Source organism: Clavibacter phaseoli (assembly GCF_021922925.1).
GTDB lineage: Bacteria > Actinomycetota > Actinomycetes > Actinomycetales > Microbacteriaceae > Clavibacter > Clavibacter phaseoli.
The window spans coordinates 2,717,688-2,743,904 of the sequence record NZ_CP040786.1; the positions used below are offsets into that span (position 1 = coordinate 2,717,688).

27 protein-coding genes are annotated in these 26,217 nt (G+C 74.1%); 14 read left to right on the forward strand and 13 right to left on the reverse strand.

The genetic code is table 11. The features are described 5' to 3' along the window. Window positions 1–139: 139 nt before the first annotated feature. Window positions 140–1,228 carry an acyltransferase family protein gene (locus tag FGI33_RS12815; protein ID WP_182623301.1) on the forward strand — a complete coding sequence of 363 codons (1,089 nt, stop codon included), beginning with the start codon at window positions 140–142 and terminating at the stop codon, window positions 1,226–1,228. Here the strand turns inward: FGI33_RS12815 and FGI33_RS12820 are convergent. The 5 genes from FGI33_RS12820 to dnaK all read right to left on the reverse strand — a co-directional run bounded on the left by FGI33_RS12820 (window position 1,182) and on the right by dnaK (window position 6,544). After that, complete coding sequence (locus FGI33_RS12820) at window positions 1,182–2,417, reverse strand: class I SAM-dependent methyltransferase (RefSeq protein ID WP_237581984.1); 1,236 nt, start codon at window positions 2,415–2,417, stop codon at window positions 1,182–1,184. The genes FGI33_RS12815 and FGI33_RS12820 overlap by 47 nt on opposite strands. Beyond that, window positions 2,414–2,869 carry a heat shock protein transcriptional repressor HspR gene (locus tag FGI33_RS12825; RefSeq protein WP_182623338.1) on the reverse strand — a complete coding sequence of 152 codons (456 nt, stop codon included), beginning with the start codon at window positions 2,867–2,869 and terminating at the stop codon, window positions 2,414–2,416. The genes FGI33_RS12820 and FGI33_RS12825 overlap by 4 nt, the downstream gene beginning before the upstream one ends. A gap of 19 nt (window positions 2,870–2,888) precedes the next feature. Beyond that, on the reverse strand, window positions 2,889–3,902 hold the full coding sequence (locus tag FGI33_RS12830) for a DnaJ C-terminal domain-containing protein (RefSeq protein ID WP_119435165.1): 1,014 nt from the start codon (window positions 3,900–3,902) through the stop codon (window positions 2,889–2,891). Window positions 3,903–4,022: 120 nt separating this feature from the next. Further along, window positions 4,023–4,676 (reverse strand): nucleotide exchange factor GrpE, encoded by a 654-nt coding sequence (locus tag FGI33_RS12835; RefSeq protein WP_119435166.1) that lies wholly within the window; start codon window positions 4,674–4,676, stop codon window positions 4,023–4,025. Further along, window positions 4,673–6,544 (reverse strand): molecular chaperone DnaK, encoded by a 1,872-nt coding sequence (dnaK, locus tag FGI33_RS12840; protein WP_119401795.1) that lies wholly within the window; start codon window positions 6,542–6,544, stop codon window positions 4,673–4,675. Before dnaK ends, FGI33_RS12835 begins: the two co-directional genes overlap by 4 nt. A gap of 400 nt (window positions 6,545–6,944) precedes the next feature. Between dnaK and FGI33_RS12845 the strand changes: the two genes are divergently transcribed. From FGI33_RS12845 to FGI33_RS12875, 7 genes are all read left to right on the forward strand, one after another. Further along, window positions 6,945–10,343 (forward strand): DUF7507 domain-containing protein, encoded by a 3,399-nt coding sequence (locus FGI33_RS12845; RefSeq protein ID WP_237581985.1) that lies wholly within the window; start codon window positions 6,945–6,947, stop codon window positions 10,341–10,343. 143 nt (window positions 10,344–10,486) lie between these two features. Then, on the forward strand, window positions 10,487–11,185 hold the full coding sequence (locus FGI33_RS12850) for a TasA family protein (RefSeq protein WP_119435571.1): 699 nt from the start codon (window positions 10,487–10,489) through the stop codon (window positions 11,183–11,185). Window positions 11,186–11,309: 124 nt separating this feature from the next. Then, entirely contained in the window at window positions 11,310–12,086 is a 777-nt protein-coding gene (locus FGI33_RS12855; protein WP_237581986.1) for a sortase, read from the forward strand. Next, on the forward strand, window positions 12,083–12,700 hold the full coding sequence (locus FGI33_RS12860) for a signal peptidase I (RefSeq protein WP_237581987.1): 618 nt from the start codon (window positions 12,083–12,085) through the stop codon (window positions 12,698–12,700). Before FGI33_RS12855 ends, FGI33_RS12860 begins: the two co-directional genes overlap by 4 nt. Continuing rightward, the gene (locus FGI33_RS12865; protein ID WP_237581988.1) at window positions 12,700–13,341 is read left to right on the forward strand and encodes a TasA family protein; all 642 of its coding nucleotides are present in this window, start codon (window positions 12,700–12,702) and stop codon (window positions 13,339–13,341) included. The genes FGI33_RS12860 and FGI33_RS12865 overlap by 1 nt, the downstream gene beginning before the upstream one ends. A 144-nt stretch (window positions 13,342–13,485) precedes the next feature. Continuing rightward, window positions 13,486–14,178, forward strand: coding sequence for a hypothetical protein (locus tag FGI33_RS12870; RefSeq protein ID WP_237581989.1), 693 nt, complete (start codon window positions 13,486–13,488; stop codon window positions 14,176–14,178). 334 nt (window positions 14,179–14,512) lie between these two features. Next, on the forward strand, window positions 14,513–15,496 hold the full coding sequence (locus FGI33_RS12875; protein WP_119434232.1) for a nuclear transport factor 2 family protein: 984 nt from the start codon (window positions 14,513–14,515) through the stop codon (window positions 15,494–15,496). 57 nt (window positions 15,497–15,553) lie between these two features. Here FGI33_RS12875 and FGI33_RS12880 read toward each other — a convergent pair whose 3' ends face one another. The 3 genes from FGI33_RS12880 to FGI33_RS12890 all read right to left on the reverse strand — a co-directional run bounded on the left by FGI33_RS12880 (window position 15,554) and on the right by FGI33_RS12890 (window position 18,271). Beyond that, entirely contained in the window at window positions 15,554–16,462 is a 909-nt protein-coding gene (locus FGI33_RS12880) for a LamG domain-containing protein (protein ID WP_237581990.1), read from the reverse strand. Beyond that, on the reverse strand, window positions 16,459–17,505 hold the full coding sequence (locus FGI33_RS12885) for a S26 family signal peptidase (protein WP_119434231.1): 1,047 nt from the start codon (window positions 17,503–17,505) through the stop codon (window positions 16,459–16,461). Before FGI33_RS12885 ends, FGI33_RS12880 begins: the two co-directional genes overlap by 4 nt. Window positions 17,506–17,602: 97 nt before the next feature. After that, the gene (locus FGI33_RS12890; protein WP_119434230.1) at window positions 17,603–18,271 is read right to left on the reverse strand and encodes a hypothetical protein; all 669 of its coding nucleotides are present in this window, start codon (window positions 18,269–18,271) and stop codon (window positions 17,603–17,605) included. 238 nt (window positions 18,272–18,509) lie between these two features. Between FGI33_RS12890 and FGI33_RS12895 the strand changes: the two genes are divergently transcribed. Both FGI33_RS12895 and FGI33_RS12900 read left to right on the forward strand, forming a co-directional pair. Further along, on the forward strand, window positions 18,510–19,001 hold the full coding sequence (locus tag FGI33_RS12895; RefSeq protein WP_119434229.1) for a MarR family winged helix-turn-helix transcriptional regulator: 492 nt from the start codon (window positions 18,510–18,512) through the stop codon (window positions 18,999–19,001). Further along, entirely contained in the window at window positions 18,998–19,438 is a 441-nt protein-coding gene (locus FGI33_RS12900; RefSeq protein ID WP_119434228.1) for an NUDIX hydrolase, read from the forward strand. Before FGI33_RS12895 ends, FGI33_RS12900 begins: the two co-directional genes overlap by 4 nt. Here the strand turns inward: FGI33_RS12900 and FGI33_RS12905 are convergent. Continuing rightward, window positions 19,345–20,121 carry a phosphotransferase gene (locus tag FGI33_RS12905; RefSeq protein WP_119434227.1) on the reverse strand — a complete coding sequence of 259 codons (777 nt, stop codon included), beginning with the start codon at window positions 20,119–20,121 and terminating at the stop codon, window positions 19,345–19,347. The two genes, FGI33_RS12900 and FGI33_RS12905, sit on opposite strands and share 94 nt — an antisense overlap. Window positions 20,122–20,193: 72 nt before the next feature. On the opposite strand from FGI33_RS12905, the gene FGI33_RS12910 reads away from it, so the two are divergent. Next, window positions 20,194–21,582, forward strand: coding sequence for an MFS transporter (locus FGI33_RS12910; RefSeq protein WP_119434226.1), 1,389 nt, complete (start codon window positions 20,194–20,196; stop codon window positions 21,580–21,582). A 24-nt stretch (window positions 21,583–21,606) separates the two neighbouring features. Here the strand turns inward: FGI33_RS12910 and FGI33_RS12915 are convergent, their stop codons facing one another. Together FGI33_RS12915 and pcp are read right to left on the reverse strand one after the other, a co-directional pair. Next, the gene (locus tag FGI33_RS12915) at window positions 21,607–21,999 is read right to left on the reverse strand and encodes a VOC family protein (RefSeq protein ID WP_119434225.1); all 393 of its coding nucleotides are present in this window, start codon (window positions 21,997–21,999) and stop codon (window positions 21,607–21,609) included. Between the two features lie 54 nt (window positions 22,000–22,053). Beyond that, window positions 22,054–22,695 carry a pyroglutamyl-peptidase I gene (gene pcp / locus FGI33_RS12920; protein ID WP_119434224.1) on the reverse strand — a complete coding sequence of 214 codons (642 nt, stop codon included), beginning with the start codon at window positions 22,693–22,695 and terminating at the stop codon, window positions 22,054–22,056. Between the two features lie 144 nt (window positions 22,696–22,839). Between pcp and FGI33_RS12925 the strand changes: the two genes are divergently transcribed. The 3 genes from FGI33_RS12925 (at window position 22,840) to FGI33_RS12935 (ending at window position 24,755) form a co-directional block, all read left to right on the forward strand. Continuing rightward, complete coding sequence (locus FGI33_RS12925; RefSeq protein WP_119434223.1) at window positions 22,840–24,108, forward strand: hypothetical protein; 1,269 nt, start codon at window positions 22,840–22,842, stop codon at window positions 24,106–24,108. 117 nt (window positions 24,109–24,225) lie between these two features. Then, the gene (locus FGI33_RS12930; protein ID WP_119434222.1) at window positions 24,226–24,486 is read left to right on the forward strand and encodes a hypothetical protein; all 261 of its coding nucleotides are present in this window, start codon (window positions 24,226–24,228) and stop codon (window positions 24,484–24,486) included. Between the two features lie 29 nt (window positions 24,487–24,515). Next, window positions 24,516–24,755, forward strand: a complete 240-nt coding sequence (locus FGI33_RS12935) for a hypothetical protein (protein ID WP_237581991.1) — start codon at window positions 24,516–24,518, stop codon at window positions 24,753–24,755. Between the two features lie 50 nt (window positions 24,756–24,805). Here FGI33_RS12935 and FGI33_RS12940 read toward each other — a convergent pair whose 3' ends face one another. After that, window positions 24,806–25,462 (reverse strand): class F sortase, encoded by a 657-nt coding sequence (locus FGI33_RS12940; RefSeq protein WP_237581992.1) that lies wholly within the window; start codon window positions 25,460–25,462, stop codon window positions 24,806–24,808. 5 nt (window positions 25,463–25,467) lie between these two features. Then, window positions 25,468–26,181, reverse strand: a complete 714-nt coding sequence (locus tag FGI33_RS12945; RefSeq protein WP_237581993.1) for a CHRD domain-containing protein — start codon at window positions 26,179–26,181, stop codon at window positions 25,468–25,470. Window positions 26,182–26,217 lie beyond the last annotated feature (36 nt).

Consider the following 26,217-nt stretch of genomic DNA (forward strand, 5'->3'; position numbering starts at 1 on the left):
GCACGGGACCTCGACGGCTAGAGCCATCCCCGCCGTCCCGGCGCGATCGGGACCGGGATCCACCGCAGCCCCTGGAGGGAACCCCATCATCGTCGCCACGAACCCCCTCGCCGCCGGCGTCGCCGACCCCGCGCTGCGGGTGCGGAACCTCCCGTCCCTGACGGGCCTCCGCTGGATCGCCGCGTTCGTCGTGTTCGCGTACCACGTGTCGCGGCTCGGGTTCCTCGAGGGCGATCGGCAGATCCAGTACTCGTCGCTGGTGGCGGCGGGAGGCGTGGGCGTGTCCCTCTTCTTCATGCTCTCGGGCTTCGTGCTCGCGTGGGCCGACCGACCGGGCGGCAGCGCCCTGGCGTTCTGGCGGCGCCGCTTCGCGCGGGTCTACCCGCTGCACGCCGTGACGCTCCTGGTGGCCCTGCTGCTCGCGGCCACCCTCCTGCCGCAGATCCGCACCGGGAGCGGGAAGGCCGTGGTCGCGAACGCGCTGCTCGTGAGCACGTGGCACTCGCCCTGGTGGCAGGCCGGCAACCCGGTCTCCTGGTCGCTCGTCAACGAGGCCTTCTTCTACCTCGTCTTCCCGCTGCTGATCCTCCCGCTGCGACGGGCGTCCGCGGCCGTGCTGTGGGCCCTGTCCGCCATCGCCCTCGCGATCCTCCTGGCCATGCCGTACCTGCTGCCGCTGTTCCCCGGCGGGTTGCGCACCGACGTCTGGCCGCCCGCCCGCCTCCCGGAGTTCGTCCTCGGGGTCCTCGTGGCGATGCTGATGCGCCGGGGTGCCTGGCGCGGACCGCGCCTCGCGCTGCCGGCCGCCCTGGCCGTCGCCGGGTACGTCGTCTCCACCGCGAACCAGGACTCGCGCTTCGCCCTCACCGGGTTCACGGCGCTGGGGTTCGCACTCCTGCTGGCCGCGCTCGCCCGCCGCGACATCGAGGGCCGCCCCACGTTCCTCGCCTCGAGGCGCTGGGTCTTCCTCGGCGAGATCTCGTTCGCCTTCTACCTCGTGCACGTCCTCGTGATGCAGTCGGTCGTCGCGCTGTGGCCGGACGCGCTGCCGCGGTCGACGGCCGCGGGCGTGGTGCTCGCGCTCGCATCGCTCGTGATCGCGACGCTCGTCGCGGCAGCGCTGCACCGCCTCGTCGAGGTGCCGGCGCAGCGCGCGCTGGCGGGCAAGCGCCGGCCGCCGGCTAGGCCCGCGGATCCGGATCCGGCCCCGGCTTCGTCGAGACCGTGACCGTGAACTTCGCGTTCCGGCCCGCCTCGCGGGTGGGGCCGACGATGCGCGTCAGCTGCGGCCGGTAGCCGAGGGGGCTGTTGTAGACGGTCCACAGCTCGCCGCCGGGGCGCAGCATGCGGGCCGCGGCGGCGAACAGGCGCGGCGCGAGGCCCGCGTGCACGGTCGCGCCCGTGTGGAAGGGCGGGTTCAGGAGCACGAGGTCGGCGGATCCGTCGGGGACGGTGGATCCCGCGTCGTCGCGCACCACGGTCACCCGCTCGGCGACCCCGTTGGCGGCGACGGTCGCGCGCGCCGAGTCGACGGCCGCCCACGACTGGTCGGTCGCGACGACGCGCAGGTCCGGCCGGGCGAGCGCGACGGCCGCCGCGATGACGCCGGTGCCGCAGCCGAGGTCGACCGCGACGCGGGCGTCGGCGGGCAGGTCGGCGAGGAAGGAGAGGAGGAAGCGCGTGCCGATGTCGACGCGGGCGCCCGCGAAGGCGGCGCCGTGCGCGCGCACCTCGAGGCCCAGGTCGGGGTGGGAGGCGGCACGCGGGTAGAGCTCGCCGGAGCCGTCCAGATCGCCGTCGCGCAGGGGTCGGCGCGCCACGAGGATCCGCGACTTCTGCCGCGCGAGCGTCGCCCGCACGTCGCCGAAGCGGCGGGCGAGCACCTCGGTCATCGCGGGCGTCATGTGCTTCACGCGGCCGCCGGCGAGCACGGTCACGTCGTCGGCGGCCGCGCGCGCGACGACGCCGGCCCACTCGTCGAGCGCGTCGAGGCTGCGGGGCAGGCGCGCGACCACGACGCGGGCGCCGTCGGCCAGCGCGTCGTCGAGCCCGTGGTGGGCGATCTCCGCGGTCTCGCCGATCAGCTCCGCGTTGAGGTCGAGCGCGGTCTCGGAGGCGAGTGCGTCCTGGTGCACGCGGATGCGCACGGGATCCGCCGCCCCGACGCGACGCAGCGCCGCCACGGCCCCGAGCGCGAGGGCGCCGTACTGGTCGCCGACGACGACGAGCTCCTCGGGACGGACGGGACGCCCGTCGGCTGCCGCGGCGTCGAGCAGCGCGACCAGCTCGTCGAGGAGCAGCCGGTCGGCCGCGTCCACGGCGAAGAGGTTCTCGGCCTCGACGTCGGGCCGGCGGCGGAGCGCGCCGAGGTCGAGCAGGTCGTCGGCGACGGATGCTGTGGCGGTGGCGTCGCTCACCGCGCGTCGCGCCCGGAGCCGTCGCGGTCGGGGTCCGGCATGGAGAGCGCCGCCCGGTACAGCACGACCTCGGTGGGCCGCGAGGGCCGCACGCCCGCGCGCAGCGACACCACGTCGCCGTCGCCGCGGGCCGCGAAGACGCGGCGGCCGGGGCGCGACAGCAGCTCGTCGGCGAGCGCCGACTCCAGCTGGCGGACGCGTCCGCGGAGCTCGGCCACCTGGTTCTCGAGCTCGAGGATCCTCGCGATGCCCTCCAGGCTCACGCCCTCGGCGCCCAGCCGGGCGACCTCACGCAGCTGCACGACGTCGCGCATCGAGTAGCGGCGGGAGCGCCCGGCCGTGCGGGTGGGCGACACGAGCCCGAGGCGGTCGTACTGCCGGAGCGTCTGCGGGTGCATGCCCGACAGCTCGGCCGCCACGGAGATCACGAAGACGGGGGCGTCCTCGTCCATCGTGTCGCGCGGATCCACGTCAGCTCCTGGCCCGCTCGATGAGCTCGCGGCGCGGGTCCTCGTCGGGTCCCGAGCTGGCGAACGCGTCGAGCGCCACGCGCTGGGCGTCGCTGAGGCGGGACGGCACCGCGACCTCGATGCGCGCGAGCAGGTCGCCCGTGCCCTTCGGGGTCGTGACGCCGCGGCCCTTGACGCGCAGCACCTTGCCGCTGGACGTGCCGGGCGCGACCTTCAGCCGCACCGGGTCGCCGCCGAGCGTGGGCACCTCGATGGTCGCGCCGAGCGCGGCCTCGGGGAACGTGACGGGCACGTTGACCCGGAGGTTCAGCCCGTCGCGCTCGAACACGGGGTGCGGTCGCACGTGCACCGTGAGGATGATGTCGCCCGACGCGCCGCCGTCGCCCGACGGCTCGCCCTTGCCGGCGAGCCGGATCTTCTGCCCGTCGGAGACGCCGGCCGGCACGCGCACCGTGAGGGGGCGGCCGTCCGAGTCCTGCAGGCGCACGACGTCGCCCTGCACCGCGGTGAGGAAGTCGATCGTGGTGGACGCCGTGACGTCGCGGCCCTTGGTGGGCGCGCCGTAGCCCCGATAGCCGCCGGACGACTGGCCGAAGCCGCCGTTGCCGAACATGCCGCCGAGGATGTCCTCGAAGCCGCCCTGGCTGTACTGCGGCTGGCCGGATCCGAACCCGGCCGCCCGCCGGCCGCGGCCACCGGCCTGCTGGCCGAACATGCCGCCGAACACGTCCTCGAAGCCGCCGCCCGGCGCGCCGGCGCCGGGCGCGCTGAAGCGCGCGCCGGATCCCATCGCGCGGATCTGGTCGTACTCCTTGCGCTGCTCCTTGTCGGCGAGCACGGCGTGCGCCTCGCTGATCTCCTTGAAGCGCGCCTCGGCCGACGGATCCGGGTTGCTGTCCGGGTGGTACTGCCGGGCGAGCTTGCGGTAGGCCTTCTTCAGGTCGGCCTCCGAGACGTCCTTGGACACTCCGAGGACCTTGTAGAAGTCCTTGTCGAACCAGTCCTGGCTGGCCATCAGACGCCTCCCTTCTTCTTCGTCTCGTGGTGGGGGCCGCACGACCCGGTCCGGGCGCCCGCGCGTGCGGACGCCCGGACCGGGGTGGGTGCAGCCGGATCGATGCTGCGGTTGATGGCGCTACTCCGGCTTGTCGACGACGACCTTCGCGGCCCGAAGCAGCGTCTCGCCGATGTAGTAGCCACTCTCGACGACGTCCGCGACGGTGTCCACCTGGACCTCGGGGTTCGGCTTCTGGAAGATCGCCTCGTGCACCTGCGGGTCGAAGGCGTCGCCGACGGCGCCGACCTTGACCAGCCCGATGCGCTCGACGTTCGTCCGCAGCTTGGCGACGATCGCGGTGAGCGGTCCGCCCTCCGCGAGGTCGCCGTGCTTCTCGGCCCGGTCGAGGTCGTCGAGCACCGGGAGGATGCCCTTGACCACGTCGCCGACCGCGCGCTGGCGCTCGATCTCGCGGTTGGCCTCGGTGCGCTTGCGGTAGTTGGCGTACTCCGCGGTGACGCGCTTCAGGTCCGCGAGGTGCTCGGAGTCGCCCTCGACGGGCTCCGCCCGGGTCTGCTCGATGAGATCCTGGAGCTCCTCGTCCATGGGATCGGTCGTCTCGACGTCGGGGCCCTCGGCCTCGACGAACGCGCCGTCCTGGCCCGGGACGGACGCCGCGTCAGCGGCGCCCGCCGCCTGCGCGTCGGGCCCGGCCGGGGACGCGGGGGCCGACTGCTCGGCTCCCTCGTCCTCGGGCCCGCGGCCCTCGCCGTTCGCGGTGTCCTCGGTCATCGGTCCGTCTTCTTGTCCTCGTCGTCCTCGTCCACGACCTCGGCGTCGACGATGTCCTCGTCGTCCTTCTTCGCCTCGGATGCGCCCTCGGGGGTCTCACCCGCGGCCTGCTCCTGCTGGCCCTGCGCGTAGATGGCCTCGCCGAGCTTGGTCTGGCTCGCGGAGAGCTTGTCGAACGCGGTCTTCACCGCGGCCTCGTCGTCGCCCGCGAGGGCGCTCTTCAGGCCGTCGACGTCGCCCTGGACCTCGGACTTGACGTCCTCGGGGAGCTTGTCGTCGTTCTCCTTGATGAGCTTGTCGATCGAGTAGGCGAGCTGCTCCGCGTTGTTGCGGACCTCGGCCTGCTCGCGGCGCGTCTTGTCCTCCGCCGCGTGCTCCTCGGCCTCGCGCACCATGCGCTCGATGTCCTCCTTGCCGAGCGAGGATCCGCCCGTGATGGTCATCGACTGCTCCTTGCCGGTGCCCTTGTCCTTGGCGGACACGTGCACGATGCCGTTGGCGTCGATGTCGAAGGTGACCTCGACCTGCGGGATCCCGCGGGGCGCCGGCGCGATGCCGGTGAGCTCGAAGGTGCCCAGGTTCTTGTTGTCGCGGGTGAACTCGCGCTCGCCCTGGAAGACCTGGATCGCGACGGACGGCTGGTTGTCGTCGGCCGTGGTGAAGGTCTCGCTGCGCTTGGTCGGGATGGCCGTGTTGCGCTCGATGAGCTTGGTCATGATGCCGCCCTTGGTCTCGATGCCGAGGCTCAGGGGGGTGACGTCGATGAGCAGGACGTCCTTGCGCTCGCCCTTCAGCACGCCGGCCTGGAGCGCGGCGCCGACGGCGACGACCTCGTCCGGGTTGACGCCCTTGTTGGGCTCCTTGCCGCCCGTGAGCTTCTTCACGAGGTCGACGACGGCGGGCATGCGGGTGGATCCGCCGACGAGGACCACGTGGGCCACGTCGCCGACCGAGACGCCGGCCTCGCGGATGACGTCCTCGAAGGGCTTGCGGGTGCGCTCGAGCAGGTCGTTCGTCAGCTCCTCGAACTTGGCGCGGGTGAGCGTCTCGTCGAGGTTGGCCGGGCCGTTCTCCGTGAGGGAGAGGTAGGGCAGCTGGATGCTCGTGCTGGTGGAGGAGCTGAGCTCCTTCTTCGCCTGCTCCGCGGCCTCCTTGAGGCGCTGCTTGGCGATCTTGTCGTTCGAGACGTCGACGCCCGTGGACTCCTTGAAGCGCTTGACGAGGTGGTCGACGATGCGCTGGTCCCAGTCGTCGCCGCCGAGGCGGTTGTCGCCCGCGGTGGAGCGGACCTGGATGGTGCTGAAGTCGTCGTCCTTGCCCACCTCGAGGAGGGAGACGTCGAACGTGCCGCCGCCGAGGTCGAAGACGAGGATGAGCTCGTCCTCCTTGCCCCGGTCGAGGCCGTAGGCGAGGGCCGCCGCGGTGGGCTCGTTGATGATGCGGAGCACGTTGAGGCCCGCGATCTCGCCGGCCTCCTTCGTGGCCTGGCGCTCGGCGTCGTTGAAGTACGCGGGGACGGTGATGACCGCGTCGGTCACGGAATCGCCCAGGTACTGCTCGGCGTCGCGCTTGAGCTTGCCGAGGATGCGGGCGGACAGCTCCTGCGACGTGTACTTCTTGTCGTCGATGCCGACGGTCCAGTCGGTGCCCATGTGGCGCTTGACGGACGAGATGGTGCGGTCGACGTTGGTGACGTTCTGGCGCTTGGCGGTCTCGCCGACCAGCACCTCGCCGTCCTTAGTGAACGCGACGACGGACGGCGTGGTGCGCGCGCCCTCGGCGTTGGCGATGACGGTGGGCTCTCCGCCCTCCAGGACCGAGACCACCGAGTTGGTGGTACCCAGGTCGATTCCTACTGCACGAGCCATGGGGTGTTCTCCTTCTATTGCCGCGGGCCCCGGATCACGGGGTCGCTTCGTGGGTGACGCGGGAGTCCCGCGGAGTCTGTCTCGCGGTGCCGCTTCGTCAGCGGCGTGCTACTTGAGCCGCGATGACTCAACTCTACTCACGGCTCGGCGAGCGTCAAGTCGCGGTCGCGGAAGTTGAGCGACGTCGGCTCAACTCACAGGATCCCCGCCCGGCGATCGGCCTCCGCGGGCGCGATGTGCCCCGGCCGGGGGGCCGGAGGGGCGAGACGGGGGCTACTGGTTCACCTAGATCGCTACTGAGCCCCTTTTCCTGCGCAGACCGGCCGATTTAGCGTTGCCGACGCGAGGCCGGGGGGCCTCGTGTCGCCCTCTCGGAGGACGTGATCTCCAGGGGGTGGTCGTGGTGGTGGGTACGCGTGCGCGCCATGCCGCCGAGCCGCGTCCCGACGCATCCGGCGCGCGCTCCCGCCCCGGGATCCGCCGCCTGGCCGCGCTCGTCGCCGCCGCCGTCGGGGCCGCGCTCCTCGTGACCCTGCCCGCCCAGACCGCGGGCGCGGCGTCGCAGCTGATCGCCGAGTCGTTCACCGGGACCAGCGTGGCGGACGCCGCGTGGAAGCCGCTCGGCAGCGCGTGCCTGACCCGCGCCACCTCCGCCCCGGCGAGCGGGAGCTCGACCCTCGGCGTGTGCTCGAGCCGGAACCAGTCGCTCCCGGCGAGCGCGAACCCGGGCGCCCTCCAGCTCACCGACAACCGCGGCAGCGCGGTCGGCGGCGTCGTGTACGACAACGCGATCCCGGCGACCGGCGGGCTCGACATCAAGTTCGACCAGTACCAGTACGGCACGTCGTCCGGCGGCGCGGACGGCATCGGCTTCTTCCTCACCGACGGATCCGTGCCGCTGACGGCGGCGGGCCCGGACGGCGGATCCCTCGGGTACGCCCAGACCAGCTTGCCGGGCGTCGCGGGCGGCTACCTCGGCGTCGGCCTCGACGCGTTCGGCAACTTCTCGAGCGCCACGGAGGGTCGCGGCACCGGCTGCGTCAACGCCGGGGTCGGCCAGCGTCCCAACACGATCGCGCTGCGCGGACCCGGCCAGGGCACGACGGGCTACTGCTACCTGACCGGTGCATCGCCGGCGTCGAGCCTCCGCGCGACGACCACCCTGAGCACGCCGACCACCGACCTCGGCCGCACGATCCGCATCACGGTCTCGTCCGCGCGGCTCCCCGTCGTCACCGTCTACGTGGGTGCGACGGCAGGGGCGTCCACCGCCTCGCTCACGCGGGTGGTGCAGTACACGATGACGACCCCCGCCCCCTCCTCCTACAAGCTCGGCTACCTCGCCTCCACGGGCGGCTTCACCGACACGCACCTGATCCGCGAGGTGAGCGTCTCGAGCGTCGACGACCTCGGCACCCTCACCCTGGTGAAGCAGGTCGACCGGACGACCGCCCAGCCGGCCGCGTACGCCGAGGGCCAGACGATCCCGTACCAGTTCGTGGTCACCAAGACCGGCGGGCTCACGCTCTCGAACCTGGCTGTGAGCGACCCGCTGGTGCCGTCGATCTCGTGCCCGGGCGGCCTGCTCGGGTTGGGCCTGTTCCTCGGCAGCAGGTCGATCACCTGCAGCGGGACCCACGTCGTCACGCCCGCGGAGGCCGTGGTCGGCACGCTCACGAACACCGCGACGGCCACGGGCGTCAACACGCTGCTGCAGACCGTGACGAGCACGAGCTCCGTCACGGTGCCGATCGTGACGCCCGCCCCCGCGCTCGCGCTCACCAAGACCGGCACGCTCACGGACTCCAACGGCAACGGCCGCGCAGACGTCGGGGAGCGGATCGCGTACTCCTTCGTGGCGAGCAACGCCGGGAACGTGTCGCTGCGGCAGGTGGCGGTCGCGGATCCGCGCGTCACCGGCATCAGCCCGACCTCCGTCACTCTCGCGCCCGGCGCCGCGCAGACCTTCACGTCCGCGGCGTACACCGTGACCCAGGCCGACGTGGACGCCGCGACGCCGATCGTGAACACCGCCACCGTCTCCGGCCAGACCCTCGCCGGCGTGGCCGCCCCGACCGCGACCTCGTCGACGAGCACGCCGGTCAGCGGATCCGCGGCGCTCACGCTCACCAAGGGCGCGACGCTCACGGGCGGGTCGGTGCCGGGCGCGACCGTCGCGTACTCCTTCTCCGTCAAGAACACCGGCACGGTGCCGCTGACCGGGGTCGCGCTCACGGATCCGCTGCCCGGGCTGTCGGCTGTGACCTACACGTGGCCGGGCACCGCGGGCACCCTCGCGGCGGGCGCGACCGCGACCGCCACCGCGAGCTACACGGTGCGGCAGGCCGACGTCGACGCGGGGCAGATCGCGAACACCGCGACCGTGCGCGGCGCGAGCTCCGGCGGCGTGCAGGCGCAGGCCACCGCGACCCGCACGGTGACCCTCGACCGCACGGCGACCATGGCCTTCACGAAGACCGCGACGCCCGGCAACGTGCCGGCGGCGGGCGGCGTCGTGACCTACGCGTTCCGGCTGCAGAACACCGGGTCGACCACGCTCACGGGCGTCTCCATCGCGGATCCGCGCACCGGCGTCTCCGCCCTGACGTACACGTGGCCGGGCACCGCGGGCACGCTCGCGCCGGGCCAGGTCGTGACCGCGACCGCCACGTACACGGCCACGACCGCGGACGTGACGGCTGGATCCATCGTCAACACCGCGACCGCCACCGCGACCGGGCCGACCGGGACGGTCAGCCGCACCGCGACGGCGACCGTGCTGGCCGTGCCCGACCCGCTGCCCGACGCCGCGACGACGCCGCAGGGCGTGCCCGTGGTGGTCGACGTGCTCGCCAACGACGGCCCCGCCGCGACGGGCGCGACGCTCAGCCGCGCCCAGCTCTCCGCGACGCCGACGCTCGTGGGCGGCGCCGCGGGTCCCGTCCCCGCCTCGCCTACCGCCGGCAGCGCCACGTGCGTCGCGAGCGGCACGGACCGCGGGCGCTGCACGTACCGCTCGGCCGCCGGCTTCACGGGCGTCGACGTCTTCGACTACGCGCTGCAGGGCGCCGCGGGCACGTGGAACGTCCGGGTCACGATCACGGTCACGCCCGTCAACCGCACCGCCGTGGCGCGGCCCGACCGGCTGGTCGCGACGGTCGGCGGGCCGGACGTGACGATCGACCCGCGCGCGAACGACACCGACGTGGACGGCGACGCGCTCGCGATCACGGGCGCCACCCCGCCCGCCGCGCTGCCCGGGTCGTTCAGCTGCACGGCCGCCCTCTGCACGTACCGGCCGCCGGCCGTCGGGTCGCCCGGATCCACCGTCGTCGCGTACGCCATCACCGACCGCCCGGCGGCGCCCGGCACCGGGATGGCCGCGTCCTCCACCATCACCGTCTACCTCGACCCCGCGCCGCTCGTGCCGCGCGGCTTCACGCATCGGGACGACGCGACCCTCGGCGCGTCCACCGGCACCTGGACGAGCACGACGACCGTCACCGCCGCGACCGCGAGCTGCGTCGCCGGCCGCCCGGTCACGGCGCTCGCCTGGACCGCCGTCCCCGACGCCACCGACCAGCTCGTCGAGCGGCGCCTGGCGGGCACGACGCCCGGCGCGTGGATCACCGTCGCCCGCGTCGCCGGGACCGTCACCGCGTTCTCGGACGACCGGCTCGGCGAGTCCCGCTCCTACCAGTGGCGCGTCCGGCCCGACCTGCAGCGCTGGGTCGGCATCCCGAGCGCGCCCTCCACCGCGGTCGCCCAGCCGGCGGCCGTCTCCGCGGCGGGCTGCTGATGCCCGCCCTCCGACCCCCCAGGCCGCATCCGCCCCCGGATGCGGCGACCCGCCCCGACCGGCACGCCCATCACCGCACCAGCAGGAACACCAGCAGCACCCGCGCACACCGCGCACCGCGAGACCCATCGAGAGGAAGCACCATGAGCACCACCACAGCACCCCAGCGTCGTCGCCCCTGGAAGAAGATCGTCGCCACTGGCGCGGTCGTCGCCGTGGGCACGATCATCACCGGCGGCGCGTTCGCCATCTTCACCGACTCCGACACGGCGACCCTCCAGGCCGACGCGGGTCAGCTCGACATCGAGCTGGCCACCGGCGACTACACGGTCGCCGACATCGCGCCGGGCGACACCGTCCAGCGGCCGATCGTGCTCTCGCTGCCGAACGCGACCAACGACGGGAACCTGGTCACGGCGGTCACCTTCGCGTACGCGGTGAGCGGCCAGACGCTCGGGACCGACGACGCGGCGCTCGACGGGCCGGGCGAGTCGCTCGTGACGGGGACGGACGGGCTGCGCTACACCCTGCAGACCTGCTCCACGGCGTGGACGCCCTCGGCCGCGGACCCCGCGGGCCCGTACACATGCGGCGGCACCACGACCACCACGGGAACCGGCACCCTCGCGTCGCTCACGGGCGCGGGGACGACGTTCACGCCCGCGAACTTCGGCGTGGCGCCGTCGGCCGACGGCACCTTCCCGAGCGACACCGCCGACGTGACGCTCAACACCCTGATGGTCCTGCAGCTGCCCACCACCGCGGACAACGACTACGAGAACGCGGCCGCGTCGCTGACGTTCACGGCGTCGGCCATCCAGCGCGGCGGCCTGCAGCGCTGATCGCCTCCGACCGGGTCCCGGCACGCGCCGGGGCCCGGTCGTCCGGCGTCGCGTCCGCGCGCCGCCCCGCATCACCGCACGACCGCACCACCCCACATCCGTCCCGCCCCCGGAGGACCCGACCATGCGCGCACACCGCCGCACCGGCAGCATCGCCGCCGCCGCGCTGTGCCTGGCGCTGGTCGCCGCGGGCCCGGCCGGCCCGGCCGCCGCGGCCGTGGACCCGGCCGACCTCGAGGTCCGCGAGCTCACCGGCCCCGACATCCCGCTCGACGACCTGGCCCCCGGCGACACCGTCGACTGGGCCGCCGACGTCACCAACGTCTCCGGAGGGGCGTCGCCGCTCTCCATCCGCCTCGACGCCGTGCGCTCGATGGCCCTCACCGGCGATCCCGAGGGCGGCATCCAGCTGAGCGTCCGACTCTGCGAGGACGGCTTCGCGACCCTCACGGCGCCCCTGCGGTGCCGCGGACCCGTCGAGCGCCTCGGATCCGGACCCGCCGCGACCCTCGACCGCGTCGTCACGCGCACCCCGCTCGACGCGGGCCAGACCGTGGGCGTCGCCGTGCGCGTGCGGTTCCCGGCCGGCGCCGACAACGGGATGGAGTCCACCGCCGGAATGGTCCGCATCGGCTTCGCCCTCGTCGACGACGCGGGCGCCGGCGCGGATCCGTCCACCGGCGGCGGCACGGGCACGGGGAGCGGCACGGGCACGGGGAGCGGCACGGGCGCCTCGCCCGCCGGATCCGCCCCCGCCGCCGACGCCCCGCGCGACCTGCTCCCCGTGACCGGCCGCGACATCGCGTCGGCCCTCGCCGGCGCCCTCCTCGCGCTCCTCGGAGGCGGGATCCTGCTGCTCGCCGGACGCCGTCGACGCCGCACCGCCGAGGCCGCGTCGTGACCCGCGTCCGCGCCGCGCGCACCGCCGATGCCGGCCCGGCCGGAGCGCAGCCCCGCCGGAGCCACGCCCGCCGCGCGCTCGGCCTCCTCGGCGGGCTCCTCACGGCCGCCGTCGCGCTGGCCGTGATCGCCGTCGTCGCGCTCTCCGCGCTCGGCCTCACCCGCTTCGTCCCCGTCCTCTCGAACTCGATGGCGCCCGGCATGCCGGTCGGCTCCCTCGCGATCACCGCCCCCACGCCCCGCGCGGAGGTGACGACCGGCGACGTCGTCGTCTTCACGGCGCCCATGGGCCCGCGCGTGCGGGTGATCCACCGCGTCACGCACGTCTTCGGCGCGGAGGACGCCGCGAACCTCGACGGCTGGTCGGCCGACCGCCTCGCGATCCAGACGAAGGGCGACAACAACCCCTCGGGCGATCCGTGGATCGTCACCATCGGCGACGACGCCGTGTGGGAGCGCACGTCGGTCGTCCCGCTCCTCGGCTGGCCGTTCGTCTGGCTCGGCGACCCCATCACCCGCGCGATCGCGTTCGCGGTCGTCGGCGCGGCCGGCACCATCTGGCTGCTGACGGTCATCTGGCGTCGCCCGCCGCGACCGACCGAGGGGCCGACCTGATGCCCCGACATCGCGCCGCCCCCGTCGCCCCCGCCGCCGCGCCGCACGGCCGCCGCGCCGCCCCTCGGCGGGGCCGCCGTGCCCGGCCCCTGCTCGTGCCCGCCATCGCCGTGATCCTGGCGCTGGCGGGCGCCGGCACCGCCTACGCCGTCCTCACCGACCGCGCCACGTCGCGGGTCACCGTGCGCGCCGGCGCCGTGGAGCTCGACTGGGGCGGGGGCGGAGCGGATCAGCTCGCCGTGCCGATCACCGGGCTGCGGCCGGGCGAGGCCCAGGTGCGGCTCGTGGACCTCGCGAACACCGGCACCGTCGCGGTGTCGGAGCTCGTCGTCACGCTCGGCGGCACGGCCGTGGCGAGCACGTCCGACGGCCTCCAGGTGGCGTTCGACCGCTGCCCGGTGGCGTGGACCGGCGCGCCCGGCACCGCGGTCTGCGCGGGCACGACGACCTCCGTCGTGGCCGACCGCCCCGCCGCGGGCCGCGTCGCGCTGCCGGACTCCCCCGCCCGCGCGGTCGGCGGACGCGACCACCTGCGCATCACGGTGCGCCTGGCCGCGTCGGCGCCCGCGACCGCCCAGGGCGCGACCGGATCCGTGACCCTGCGGGTCGACGGGAACCAGCGCCCGGGCACGCAGCGCTGACCCTCCCCGGGACCCATGGGCACCGGATCGGACCCCCAGGGTCACGAAAGCATCACGGGACCCATCGGTCCGACGAGGGGCGCCGAAGGACCTTGCGACTCCAACCGGCGACCACGTCGGCCGCCCTGACCAGAAGGATCCATCATGCGCAACCTCACCAAGTCCGTCTTCGGCCTCGCCACCGCGGGCTTCCTCGTCGTCGGCCTCGCGGCCTGCTCGACCCCCGCCGAGACCCCCTCGTCCTCCGCGTCCTCCGCCCCGTCCGCGACCGCCACGACCGAGGCCAACCCGACGCCGCTCGCGACGATCCCCACCCTCACCGGCGTCAACACGCAGGTCACCCTCGACTCCGGCTTCACCGGCGCCCTCACGACCCTCGGCCTGACCCCCGGCGTCATCGGCGGCGCGACCCTCGACGGCGCCACCGGCACCCTCGCGTTCCCCATCACCGGCGGCAACGTGAAGTACTTCGACCCCGAGCAGTCCTACCGCCCCTACGTCCAGGGCGAGATCGACCACGCCGGCTCCGGCATCAGCCTCACCGCCGGCGACACCGTCGTGAAGCTCACCGACTTCGTCATCGACCCCGGCACCAGCCGCCTCACCGGCTCCGTCCAGGTCGGCGACGGCGCGGTCATGAACGACGTCTACATCTTCAACCTCGACGGCACGACCCTGAAGCCCCTCCAGATGGAGGGCGACAACGCCGTCCTCGAGGGCACCACCGTCAAGGTCAGCCCCGACGCCGCCGCCCTGCTCAACAGCACCTTCGGCACCGACGCGGTCACCGACGAGCTCGTCGTCGGCATCGCCAAGATCACCGTCAACACCAAGTAGCACCCACCCGGGGCTCGACCCCCGGCACAGCACCACCGCGAACGGCCCGGCCCACGACGCCGGGCCGTTCGTCGTGCGCGCGGCGGACGCGGCCGATCGGGCTCCCGGACCCGGACGCAGGGAAGCCCCCTCGCATGCGCAGCGAGGGGGCCCCTGCCGGGCGACTCGGGTCCCGGTGCATGGCCTTCGGAACGGAGGGGCGATCGGGCGGGCGGGCAGCCGATCGGGTGGACGATCGGGTCGGGCCCCGCGCGCGAGCACTACCAGGAAGGCCCGGTGAGCGCCGCATCCATGCACATCGGAGGCTCCCAGCCGCGGGTCGCATCGTACGTGCATGAGCGTTCAACGAATCCCCGTCTCCCTGCTCGCCCGCTGCACCGCCACCCTCGCCGGCGTGGTCGTGCTCGCCGGATGCTCGACCCCCGGCCAGGCCTCGCCCGCCTCCGACGGCGCCCCCGACGCGACCACCGCCGTCGCCACGACCGCGCCCGCCGCGTCGGGCGACGGCGGCACCACGGCCGACCGCACCGACTCCGACGCCGAGGACCGGAACGCGGACACCATCTCGACGCTGTTCACCGCCGCGTTCCCGGATCCCGCCTCCGCCGGAGCGCAGGCCGCCGTGCAGGCGGTCGTCGCCCCCGACTCCACCGCGGACGGGGTCGGCGCGAAGGCCGGACCCAGCGGGCTCCTCGACGAGTTCGCCGCCGCCCACCAGCGCGTCCCCGGCGCGCAGGCCGTGATCAAGCACATCGCCGCCGACGGCGACCTCGTGGCCGTGCACTGGCAGGTCGCGGCGGACCCGGACGACGAGCGCACCGGCGAGGCCGCGGTCGACCTCTTCCGCCTCGCGGACGGCAAGGTCACCGCCCGCTGGTCGTTCGAGCAGGACATCCCCCAGGGGACGCCCGCCAGCGGCAACACGAACACCATGTTCAGCGACCTCTACCAGGGCGCGCCCGACGCGCCCGAGCTGACCGAGCAGCAGGAGGAGGCGAACCGGCAGCTGGCCGTGGGCGCCTACGACACGCTCTTCCGGGATCACGACGCGAGCGTGCTCGACCGCTCCTTCGACCCGGCGTACCTGCAGCACAACACGGTCGCCGCGAACGGCACGGCGGCGCTCAAGGTGTTCTTCTCCGGCGGCGCGCGCTTCCCGGCGCAGCAGTCCGTGATCTCGATCGCCGACGACGACCTCGTCTGGACCTTCTCGCAGCCCGTGGGCGCGAAGGCGGACGACCCGTTCCTCGCGGCCGACATCTTCCGGGTCGACGGCGGCCTCATCCGCGAGCACTGGGACGTGGTGCCCGCGAGCTGACCGGGCGCGCGCACGGACGCGACGACGGGACGGCCACGCGGCCGTCCCGTCGTCGCGTCAGCGGCCGGCGTTGTAGTGGTTCGTCACCTGCGTCGCGGTGAGCGCCGTCTTGTACACGGCCGCGAAGCGCATGCTGCCGACGAAGTAGTTGGATCCGGCGTTCGGCCACCCCGACGTGTTGTCGTAGCCGATGCGCCAGTAGCCCGTGTTGCTCTCCGGCGCCGTGAACGCCGTGTTGCCGGCCACGCGCGCGCCGTCGAGGTAGAGGGTCATGCCCGTGCTGGGCGACATCGTCGCCACGACGTGGTGCCAGGCGCCGTCGGCCACGTTGGCCGAGCTCGTGATGGTCTGGTACCCGCCGTTGTAGGTGCCGAAGGCCAGCTGGCCCGTCGTCGAGATGTAGGTGTGGCGGTCGTAGGCCGACGAGGATCCGGACTGCGAGTTGCCGAAGCCGATGAGCTTGCCGCCCTTGACGGTCGTCTTGAACCACACCTCGGTGCTGAACGTCGCCGGGCCCTGGGCCTGCAGCGCGTTCGTGACGAAGTCGCTGCCGTCGAGGACGTACGCGCCGCCGGCGTCGCGCGCGCAGGCCCGGCTGCTCGTCGTGTCGCTCGTCATGCCGCCGCGGTACGTGCCGGGGTAGGAGCCTGTGGCGGCGTCGACGGCGGTCGTGGACCCCGTCGCCTCGTTGAGGGGGTACGCGAAGAGCGCGTTGGCCTTGTCGGCCGCGAAGGCGCTCGAGCAGGTGAAGAACGCGGCGGACGACGCGGCGGTGTTGTTGGTGTTCTGGATCGCGGCCGTGTACGCGCCGTTCGTGCCGGGCGCGAGGAGGAGCACGGCGCCGAGGGCGGCCGCGGCGACCGAGGCGGCGATCCCGGCGAGGCGGGGCGCGCGGCGCGCGGCCGCGTCGGCGGCGGGGGCGGAGGCGCCGGCGCGGCGGCCGAGGAGGCGGGCGACGACGCTCATGCGCGGCGCTCCTCCTTCTCGGCGGGCAGGCCGACGACCAGCGTGTAGAGGAGGGGGACGGCGCAGCAGCCGTAGAAGAGGATCCAGCCCCAGAGCGGCAGGTCCAGCGTGGAGGAGATGTCGTGGAACTGGCCGGCATCGCCCGCGGGGGCCGTGATCGTGCCGACCTGGCCGGCGGCGAGCGTGACGTGCGTGCCGCCCTCGGCCGCGATGCGGATGGGGAGCATGCCGGTCGAGACGACGGTCGCCTCCACGTCGCTGCCGCGGGTCACGGCGTCGAGGACGACGAGGCCGACGAAGGGCTTGAGCAGGAAGACCGTGAACGCGGCGACGAGCGCGCCGCCGAGCATGCGCATGGAGGCGCGGTGCGTGGGCGAGCCGATGAGGCGGGTCAGGATCATGACGATGACGAGGCCGGCGAGCATCAGCGGCACGCCCTTCGCCAGCCAGCCGAAGCCGGGGAGGATCGTGGTGGCCTGGCCGACGAGGTGCGCCTGGTCGGTCTTCCACGGGTCGACCGCGCCGTTGATGTCGCCCTGGGTGGTGATCCCATCCGCGTCGACCGCGATGACGCGGTGCGTGTAGGTCTCGTCCGGGGTGGTGGAGGGGTGGAAGCTGACGACGTCGCCGACGTGCAGGTCCTCGAGGAGGACGGGGGTCGTGAGCAGCAGCGTGCCGACGGGGGCCGTGGTGCCCATCGACGGCGTCTGCACGACGAACCAGCGGCCGCCGGACGCCTGGAAGAGGAGCGTCGCCGCGACGAGGGCGGTGAGGAGGACGGTCGCGGCCCACATGACGACGGTGCGACGGCGGATCGAGCGGGAGGTGCGCGCGGCGCGGCGGCTCGCACCCCGCGCGGGGAGCGCGGGGAGGACCGGGGCGGCCGGGTCGAGGTGCCGGTCATCCGGGAGGACCTCCAGCTCGGGGAGGAGCTCCAGCTCGAGGTCGAGCTCGAGGTCGAGCTCGAGGGCGTCGATGGCCGTGGTGGCGATCGTCGTGGCGTCGGCCTTGGGGGCGGTCGAGCGGTCCTGGATGTCGGTCATGGCGCACCTCCCGGGTCAGGGGCTTCGAGGGGATGGGGTGCGGGGCCGCCTCTCGGCGGCCCCGCGGGGGATCCAGCGGGGGACTGGAGGGGGAGGACTAGCTGGCGAAGGTCCAGGTGAGGGGCAGCGAGGCGCCGAGGCCCTGGTACGTGTTGCCGGCGGAGGAGTCGAGCGTGACCGCGAAGGTGAAGTCGGTGCTCGCGTTGGCGGCGAGGGCCGTCAGCGTCTTGGCGGAGGAGCCGGCGAGGGCGGCGGCGGTGCCGGAGTAGACGGGCGTGGTGCTGCCGGCGGCGGTGATCACGACGTTGAGCTTGGAGCAGAAGTCCGTGGCCGAGCCGTTGACGGTGCCGTTCTTGCTCTGGGTGCAGGTGGCGCCCGGGGTCAGCGTGAAGGTCGAGGCCTTCGAGGTGCCGACGTTCTTGATGTTGACGACGCTGGTGACCGTCTGGCCGGGGATCATCGTGGTCGAGCCGCCGAACTTGTTGATCGTGGAGCAGGTGGCGGCGTTGGAGTCGACCCCGCCGGTCGCGCTCGTGCTGAGGCAGGTGACGGTCGCGGCGCCGTTGGCGCCGGCCTGCGACTCCTGCATGACGAGCGAGCCGGAGGCCGCCGTGTTCGTGTCGTTGGTGATGGAGGCCACGAAGCCCGACAGCGTGCCGGACATCGAGACGGAGAGGAGGACGGCGGCGGCGACGCCGGTGGCGATCGCGAGGGGCGCGAAGCGGACGCGCTTGGTCTTGGCGGCGGGGGCGATGTGGTTCGACATGATCTGACTCCGGGTGTCTCGGGGAGGAAGGGGCTGGGTGAGCCCCCTGGGGAGGAAGCTCTGTGACTCGCTTTGCAAGTAACTCGAATATACAGCTACTCGGATTGCGCGCAATCCCCCCACTGCGGGGGGCATGCGTTCGCCGAGGGGATCGGGGCCCCGGCGGCGCGTTACAGTCGCTGGACCGCCCACGGATCCCGCCGGATCCCCGGGCCCACCGACACAGGGACGCCCGACGATGACCCCGGAGAGAACAGCTCCCCGCCGCGACGACACCGCGGTGGAGGCCCTCGCGAACGCGCTGCACATGGTCGAGACCGCGCAGCGCCACCTGCGCACGCGCATCGCGCAGGACATCGGCGTCAACGTGACCGACCTCACGGTGATCAGCGTGGTCGGCGACCTCGGCCGCATGACCCCCAAGCTGCTCGCCTCCGAGATCTCGATGGGCACGGGCGCGGTGACCGCCGTGATCGACCGGCTGGTCGGCGCCGGGCACCTCGACCGCGTGCCCAACCCGAAGGACCGTCGCAGCGTCTTCGTCGAGCTCACGGATGCGGGACGCGCCACGCTCGCGCGCATCACCGCCGACTACCGGACGGCGGCGGCCGTCGCGCTGCGGGCGTCCCCCGCGCTCGGCACCGAGGAGACGGCCGAGGACATCGCGCGCGCCGCGATCGCGATGACGGCGCACACCATCGACGGGCCGGACGCGGGCGCATCCGCGTGAGCGAGGGCTGCCAGGTCGTGCTCGTCGACGCGGCCGGGCGGATCCTGCTCCAGCTGCGGGACGACATCCCGACCATCCCCTTCCCCGGCATGTGGGCGATCCCCGGCGGGATGCTCGAGCCGGGCGAGACGCCGCTCGCGTGCATCGTGCGGGAGGTCGAGGAGGAGCTGGGCGCGCGGATCCCGCCGGCCGAGGTCGCGCACCTCATGACGCGCACGCGCTCCTACGGGATCGAGCACACGTTCACCGCGCCGCTCGACGTGGCGGCGGAGGACATCCGGCTCACCGAGGGGCAGCGCGTCGCGTGGTTCCCGGTGGCCGAGGCGATCGGGATGGGGCTCGCCTACGAGGACGCGGACGTGCTCCGTGAGGTGGCGGGGCGGATCGCGCGCTCGGCGTCGAGGACCCCGCGGAGGGACGCGGCGTCGGCCGAGTAGTGCGCGGCCTCGTCGCGGAGGCGCGGCTTGCCGAGCTCGTCGGCCTTGGCGAGCGAGATCGCGGCGAGGTCGTGCAGGCGCAGGATCGCGACGCGGAGGACGTCGGCCCAGGTGGCGTCGGATCCGTAGGCGTCGAGGAGCAGCGCGACGCGGCGGCGGGCGTCGTCCATGCCGGGCGCTCCCTCCGGGGTCGATCCGGTGAGCGGCACCGCGCGCGTGGCGAGGTACGCGATGTCCCAGATGCGCGGGCCGGGCGAGGCCATGTCCATGTCGATCACGCCCGTGAGCCGGCCGTCGGCGAAGACGAGGTTGTGCGGCGCGAAGTCGTTGTGGCAGATCACCTCGCTCGGCACCTTGGTCGCCGACTGCCAGACCGCGTCGGCGAGCGCGAAGCCGACGCTCGCGTCGTGCAGCTCGCGGAGGCGGCGACCGGCCTGCGCGAGCACGTCGTCGGCCCAGACCCAGGGCGGGAGCGGGTACACGGGCACGTCGCCGTGCATGTACGTCAGCCGCTCGCGGCCGCCCTCGATGCCGAGCGGCCGCGGGATCCCCTCGACGCCGGCGAGCGCGAGGTGCCGCAGCCAGCGGTGCACGGTGGGCGTCCACGGGCCGGCGTCGCGGGTGACGGTGTCCCCCTCGCGCTCGACGCGGTTCATGTCGCCGCCGTCGAGGGGTCCGTCCATCGGGCCAGCGTAGGGGCGGGCCCGTCCGCCCGGCGACCCCGCCGCGACACGTCCACCGACTAGGTTGCGAGCATGAGCACCGCCGCGCCCGGACGCATCGACGAGCCCGCCGCCCCTCCCCGCCGACGGGTCGCCGCGTGGGCGCTGTGGGACTGGGGATCCGCGGCCTTCAACGCGGTCGTCACCACCTTCGTCTTCAGCACGTACCTCGCGAGCAGCCTGTTCGTGGATCCCGCGATCGTCGCGGCCGCGGGCGACGACGCGCGGAACCCGGCGCTCGTCGCCGCGAAGGCCGACACCTCGGGCGTGATCTCGCTCGCGCTCACCATCGCCGGACTCCTGATCGCCGTGCTCGCGCCCGTGCTCGGGCAGCGCTCCGACGGGTCCGGGCGCCGTCGCCTCTGGCTCGGGATCAACACCGGGATCGTCGTGCTCGCGATGCTCGGCATGGTGTTCGTCGAGCCCGTGCCCTCCTACCTCTGGCTCGGGGCCGTGCTGCTCGCCACCGGCAACGTGTTCTTCGAGTTCGCGAGCGTGAACTACAACGCGATGCTCGTGCAGGTGAGCACACCGCGGACGGTCGGCCGCGTGTCGGGCCTCGGCTGGGGCATGGGCTACGTGGGCGGCATCGTGCTGCTGGCCCTGCTGCTCGGCCTGTTCCTCTTCGACTTCGGGACGCCCGGCGCGTCCGGCCTCCTCGGCTTGCCGTCGGGGGCGGAGGGCGGCGCGCTCGACGTGCGCATCGCGATCCTCGTGGCCGCCATCTGGTGCGCCGTGTTCTCGATCCCCGTGCTGGTGGGCGTGCCCGAGATCCCCGCCGCGGCCGGGCGCGCGCGGCAGGGCATCGTCGCGTCGTACCGCACGCTGTTCCGCCGGATCGCCGAGCTGTACCGGGAGTCGCCGCGCGTGCTCGTGTTCCTGCTCGCGAGCGCCGTGTTCCGCGACGGGCTCGCGGCGGTGTTCACCTTCGGGGCGATCATCGCGGCCCAGGTCTTCGGGTTCTCGACCACCGAGGTGCTGCTGTTCGGGGTCGCGGCGAACGTGGTCGCCGGCATCGGCACCTTCGCGGCCGGCTGGTTCGACGACCGGTTCGGCGCGAAGCCCGTCATCCTCGTCTCGCTCGTCTGCCTCATCCTCGGCGGATCCGCGGTGCTCGCCGTCGGCGACGCCAAGGCCGGGTTCTGGGCGACGGGCCTGTTCCTGTGCCTCTTCGTGGGACCCGTGCAGTCGTCGAGCCGCACCTTCCTCGCGCGGATCTCCCCCGCCGGCCGCGAGGGCGAGATGTTCGGGCTCTACACGACGACGGGCCGCGCGGTGAGCTTCCTCGCGCCGGGCCTCTTCGGGATCGCGGTGGCGATCACGGGCGACACGCGCTTCGGGATCGTCGGGATCGTGATCGTGCTGCTGGCGGGGCTGCTGCTGATGCTGCGGGTGCGCGGGGCGGACGCGCGGGCGGCCTGACCCGGCGACCTGTCCGCGGGCGGGTCAGTCGAGGCAGAACTCGTTGCCCTCCGGGTCCCGCATGACCTGGCAGGACTCGTCCTCGCCGTCGGCGGGGAGGAGGCGCAGCTCCGATGCGCCGAGGGCCACGAGCCGGGCCGACTCCGCCCGGAGCGCGGCGAGGCGCTCCTCCCCGACACGACCCCTCACCGCGCGCACGTCGAGGTGCACGCGGTTCTTCACGACCTTGCCCTCCGGCACGCGCTGGAAGAACAGACGCGGGCCGCGGCCCGACGGGTCGACGCACGCCGCCCACGCGGAACCGGGCTCGGCGTCGCCGGGCGGCGACTCGTAGCCCAGCGCCTCGCACCAGAACGCCGCCAGGCGCACGGGATCCGCGCAGTCGAAGGTGACCTGGACCTCGCGCACCGTGCTCATCCGGTCACGGTAGCCCCGGCCGTGGGGATCCACCAGGCCGGCGTGCCACCGGGATCAGTCGAGCGACCCGCCGCCCACCTTCACGTCCGTCGCGTTCGCGAGGGTCGCCTTCACCACGGCCGTGAGGGCCGTCGCCAGCTGGTCCATGCGCATGTAGGGGCGGTCGGTGCCGATCGCCTCCTCCGTCGAGTACGGGATGTGGACGAAGCCGCCGCGCGTGCCCGGGCGCTCGCGCAGCTCGTGCATCAGCAGGTAGAAGACGTGGTTGCAGGTGTAGGTGCCGGCGGTCTGCGAGACGACCGCGGCGATCCCCTTCGTGCGCACGGCCGCGACCGCCGCCTTGATCGGCAGGGTGCTGAAGTAGGCAGCCGGGCCGCCGTCGACCACCGGCTCGTCGATGGGCTGGAAGCCGGTGTTGTCGGGGATGCGGGCGTCGTCGACGTTGATCGCGACGCGCTCCACCTCGAGCGTCTCGATGCCGCCGGCGAGGCCCACGGAGATCACGACATCCGGGTCCACCTCGGCGAGCGCCGCCCGCAGCGCGTCGTCGACCTTGGCGAAGTCGACCGGCAGCTGCCGCACCTGGATCTCGGCGTCGCCGTCCCAGCGGTCGCGCACCTCCTGCACGGCCGTCCACGACGGGTTGCTGGTGTCGCCGTCGAAGGGCTCGAATCCGGTGAGGAGGACGGTGGGCATGCGGGGGCTCCTGTCGGTGCGATTCGGGGGGCGTGATCCACGGTACGCCCCGCTCGGGGCGGACCCGGACGGGGGGATGCGGCCGCGGCCGCGCCCGGAGGAGCATCGACGCGGGGACGAGGACGCCCCAGGAGGAAGGACCGCATGATCCGCACCACCGGGGGACGACGACTCCCGCTCACCGCCCTGGCCGTCGTGGTCGCCGCTGGCACCGCGTTCGCGGGGGTCGCGCCCGCGCAGGCCGCGACCGCGCCCGCGCCCGCCGCCGACTCGTCGACCGCTGCCGCGATCAGCATCGGCGCCCCCACCTTCCGCGGCTACGGCTACGACTTCAGCCGCCAGCCGAACTTCCACGGTGTGATCTCGGTGGATGTCGACGACATCGCCGACCGCTCGGGGCTCCGCTACGAGTACCAGCTCGACGGCGCCGGGCCGTGGCTCTCCGACGGCACGGGCGGCGTCTCGGGCGACGAGGACGAGGTCTACATCCCCGCGGCGGCCGGCTACCACCAGCTGAGCGTGCGCGTCGCCGGCACCGTGGACGGCGTCCCGGTCGAGGGCGCGGCGTCGGCACCGCAGCAGGTCAGGTCCGTCGGCGGATCCCTGCCCTACACGCCCGAGGTGGTCGTGGACGGCCCCTCCGTCACCTTCCGCTGGGACGTGCGCGCGGCCCTCAACGGGTTCACGCCCGAGGAGAGCGACATCTTCTACCAGATCGACGGCGGCGCCTACGTGGACGCCGGAGGCGTCGGTTCGGTGACCGTCACGCCCGGCTACGGCCAGGTGGTCGCGTTCGACCTGGTCTACGGCTACATCCCCGACACCTGGGGCTACGCGCACGCGGACGGCGCCACGGCCAGCGCGCCCGGCGCCCTGCCGCTCGTGTCGGCGCCCGTGCCGGCCATCGTCGGGACGGTCGAGTTCGGATCCACGCTCTCCGTGCGCACCGGTCTGTGGCAGCCCGCGCCCGTGACGCTCGGGTACCAGTGGTTCCGCGACGGCGAGCGCATCGGCGGGGCGACCGATCCCACGTACACGATCGACGCGTACGACGCCGGGCACCGCATCACGGTCGCCGTGCGCGGATCGCGCGACGGCTACGTCGCCCAGACCCGGACCTCGGGGCAGACGAAGAAGGTCGCCGCGCCGGTCATCACCGCCGGCACGCCCCGCATCACCGGCAACCCGGTCGTCGGCCGCACGCTCACCGCGCAGCCCGGCATCTGGAAGCCCGCGTCGCTCGAGCTCGGGTACCAGTGGAAGCGCGACGGGAAGGCGATCGCCGGCGCGACCGCGAAGACGTACACGCTGACGGCAGCCGACCGCGGGCACACCGTGACCGTCGTGGTCAGCGGCGTCATCTACCTGTACGACCAGGCCGCCGTGGCGAGCGCGGGCGTGAAGGTGCGCTGACCCGCGCATCCCCCGCCCGACGGGCCCGGCTCCTCCACGGGGCCGGGCCCGTCGGCGTCCACCCCGGTGCGGGTGGCGCTCCCGACCGGCCGGATCCCCCGCCGCTAGCGTCGGGGGATGATCTCCTCCCCCGGCGCCAGCATCGGCATCGCCCTCTACATCCTCGTGATCCTCGCGCTCATCGCCCTGGGGGTGCTCGCGCTCGTGGTGCTCATCCGGCTCGCCCTCACGGCCCGCACGACGCTGCTCGTCACGACCGAGCTGCAGGAGGCGCGGCTCGAGCTCATCCGCGAGCAGACCGCGCGGCTGCAGGCCGACGACGGGGACGCGAGCGGGCCGTACGCGCCGGGCGCCGGTCCCGTCGGTCCGGCGGCCTGAACGTGGGCGGCACGTCCGACAGCGTCCTGGTGCCGACCGCCTTCGACGTCGTCTGGTCGATCGCGCTGCTCGCGGCCATCGCGCTCGTCGCCCTCGTGGCGGTGGCGCTCGTCGTGGTGGTGCGGGTCGCTCTGGCCGGTCGGGGCGCGCTGGCCGCCACCGCCGCGCTCGACGAGGCGCGGCTCGAGCTGGTGCGCGAGCGCACGGCGCGGCTGCGGGCGGGGCTGCCGGAGGCCGGCGGCATGGACCCCGAGGATCCGGCCGCCTGACGCGTACCGGGCGCCGGGCGCCGGGCGCCGGGCGCCGTGCGCCGCGCGGATCAGCCCACGGGCTCCGCGAACACGACGCGGTTGTCCTCGTAGTGGCCCACGCTGCGGTCGAAGACCCCGCCGCAGGTGATGAGGCGGAGCTGGTCGGTGGGCTGCGCGCCGAACACGCGCGCGGTCGGGAAGTCGGCCTTGGCGAAGTCCGCGACCTCGGTCACGGCGTAGCGCGTGGTGCCGCCGTCGACGTCCTGCACGGCCACCTCGTCGCCCACGCCGAGCTCGGCGAGCCGGGCGAACGCGGCCGGTCCCACGCGGGAGTCGACGTGGGCGGCGATCACGGTCGGACCGCGTCCGCCGGGGCGCCCGCCGCCCGTGAACCAGCCGACGTCGTCGAAGTCGACGGGCACCTCCATGCGGCCGTCGGGGGCGATGCCGAGGTCGATGAGCGGCCGGTCGAGGTCGATGGCGGGGATGGCCACGCGCGACGGGGTCGCGCCGATCCCCTGCACGACCTGCGGCGAGGTCGTGGGGGCCGGGCTCGCGGTCGGGACCGGGGCGGCGGACGCGGGCGGCCTCGCGGAGTCGGCGCCCGGCACCGGATCCGCGGGCGCGCATCCCGCGAGGACGGCCAGCGGGATCAGCGCGCCCGCGAGCACCGCGGCCCGGCGGGCGCGCCGCGCGGGCGACGCGTCCGCCGGGGAGCGGTGCATGCGGATCAGGACTCCTGCGCGCGGTGGCGGCGCATCAGCACGACGCCGGCCGCGGCGAGCGCGACGGCACCGCCGCCCGCGACGAGCGGGAGCGCGGACGAGGTGGAGGTGGCGGATCCCCCGGCGCCCGTGTCGACGCCGCCGACCGGCACCTGCGTCAGCTGGCCGCGGACGGCGCCCGCGGTGAACGACGCCGTGTGGGTGTCGGCCGCGAAGGCGGACGGGTCGGCCTCGATCTGCGCGACCGTGAAGCCCGTGCCGGTGTCCTGGTCCTCGGCGCTCATGATCCCGGTGGTGAAGGGTCCCTGCATGCAGCCGGAGCTGGTGCGGGTACCGTTCCCGGCGTCGACCGGGTTGGGGAACGCGATGCGGGGCGGGCCGGCCTTGCCGACGGCGGCCTGGTGGATGTGCGTGGCCGTCTTCGCCGGGCTCTGGTACTCGCCGGTGACGCCCGTGAGGGTGATGTCGTAGCAGATGGTGTTCGACGCGGAGTCGAGGCGGAGGTCGAACCGGCCGGTCGCGCCGGGCTCGCCGGGCGTCGCGACGCCGTCGGCGTTGAGCACCTGGTCGGGCGTCGCCATGACGGTGAACGCGCTCGTGAAGCGCTCCGGCTCGGGGACGGTCGTCTCGGCGGACGCGGGCGTCGCGACGAGGAGGGTGAGGGCGGCCGCGGCGGCGCCCCCGATGGTCGTGTTCCGGACGAGTCTCGTGTGCGTCATCGCGTGCAGCCTCTCGTGGTGGGGCGCCCGGACGGG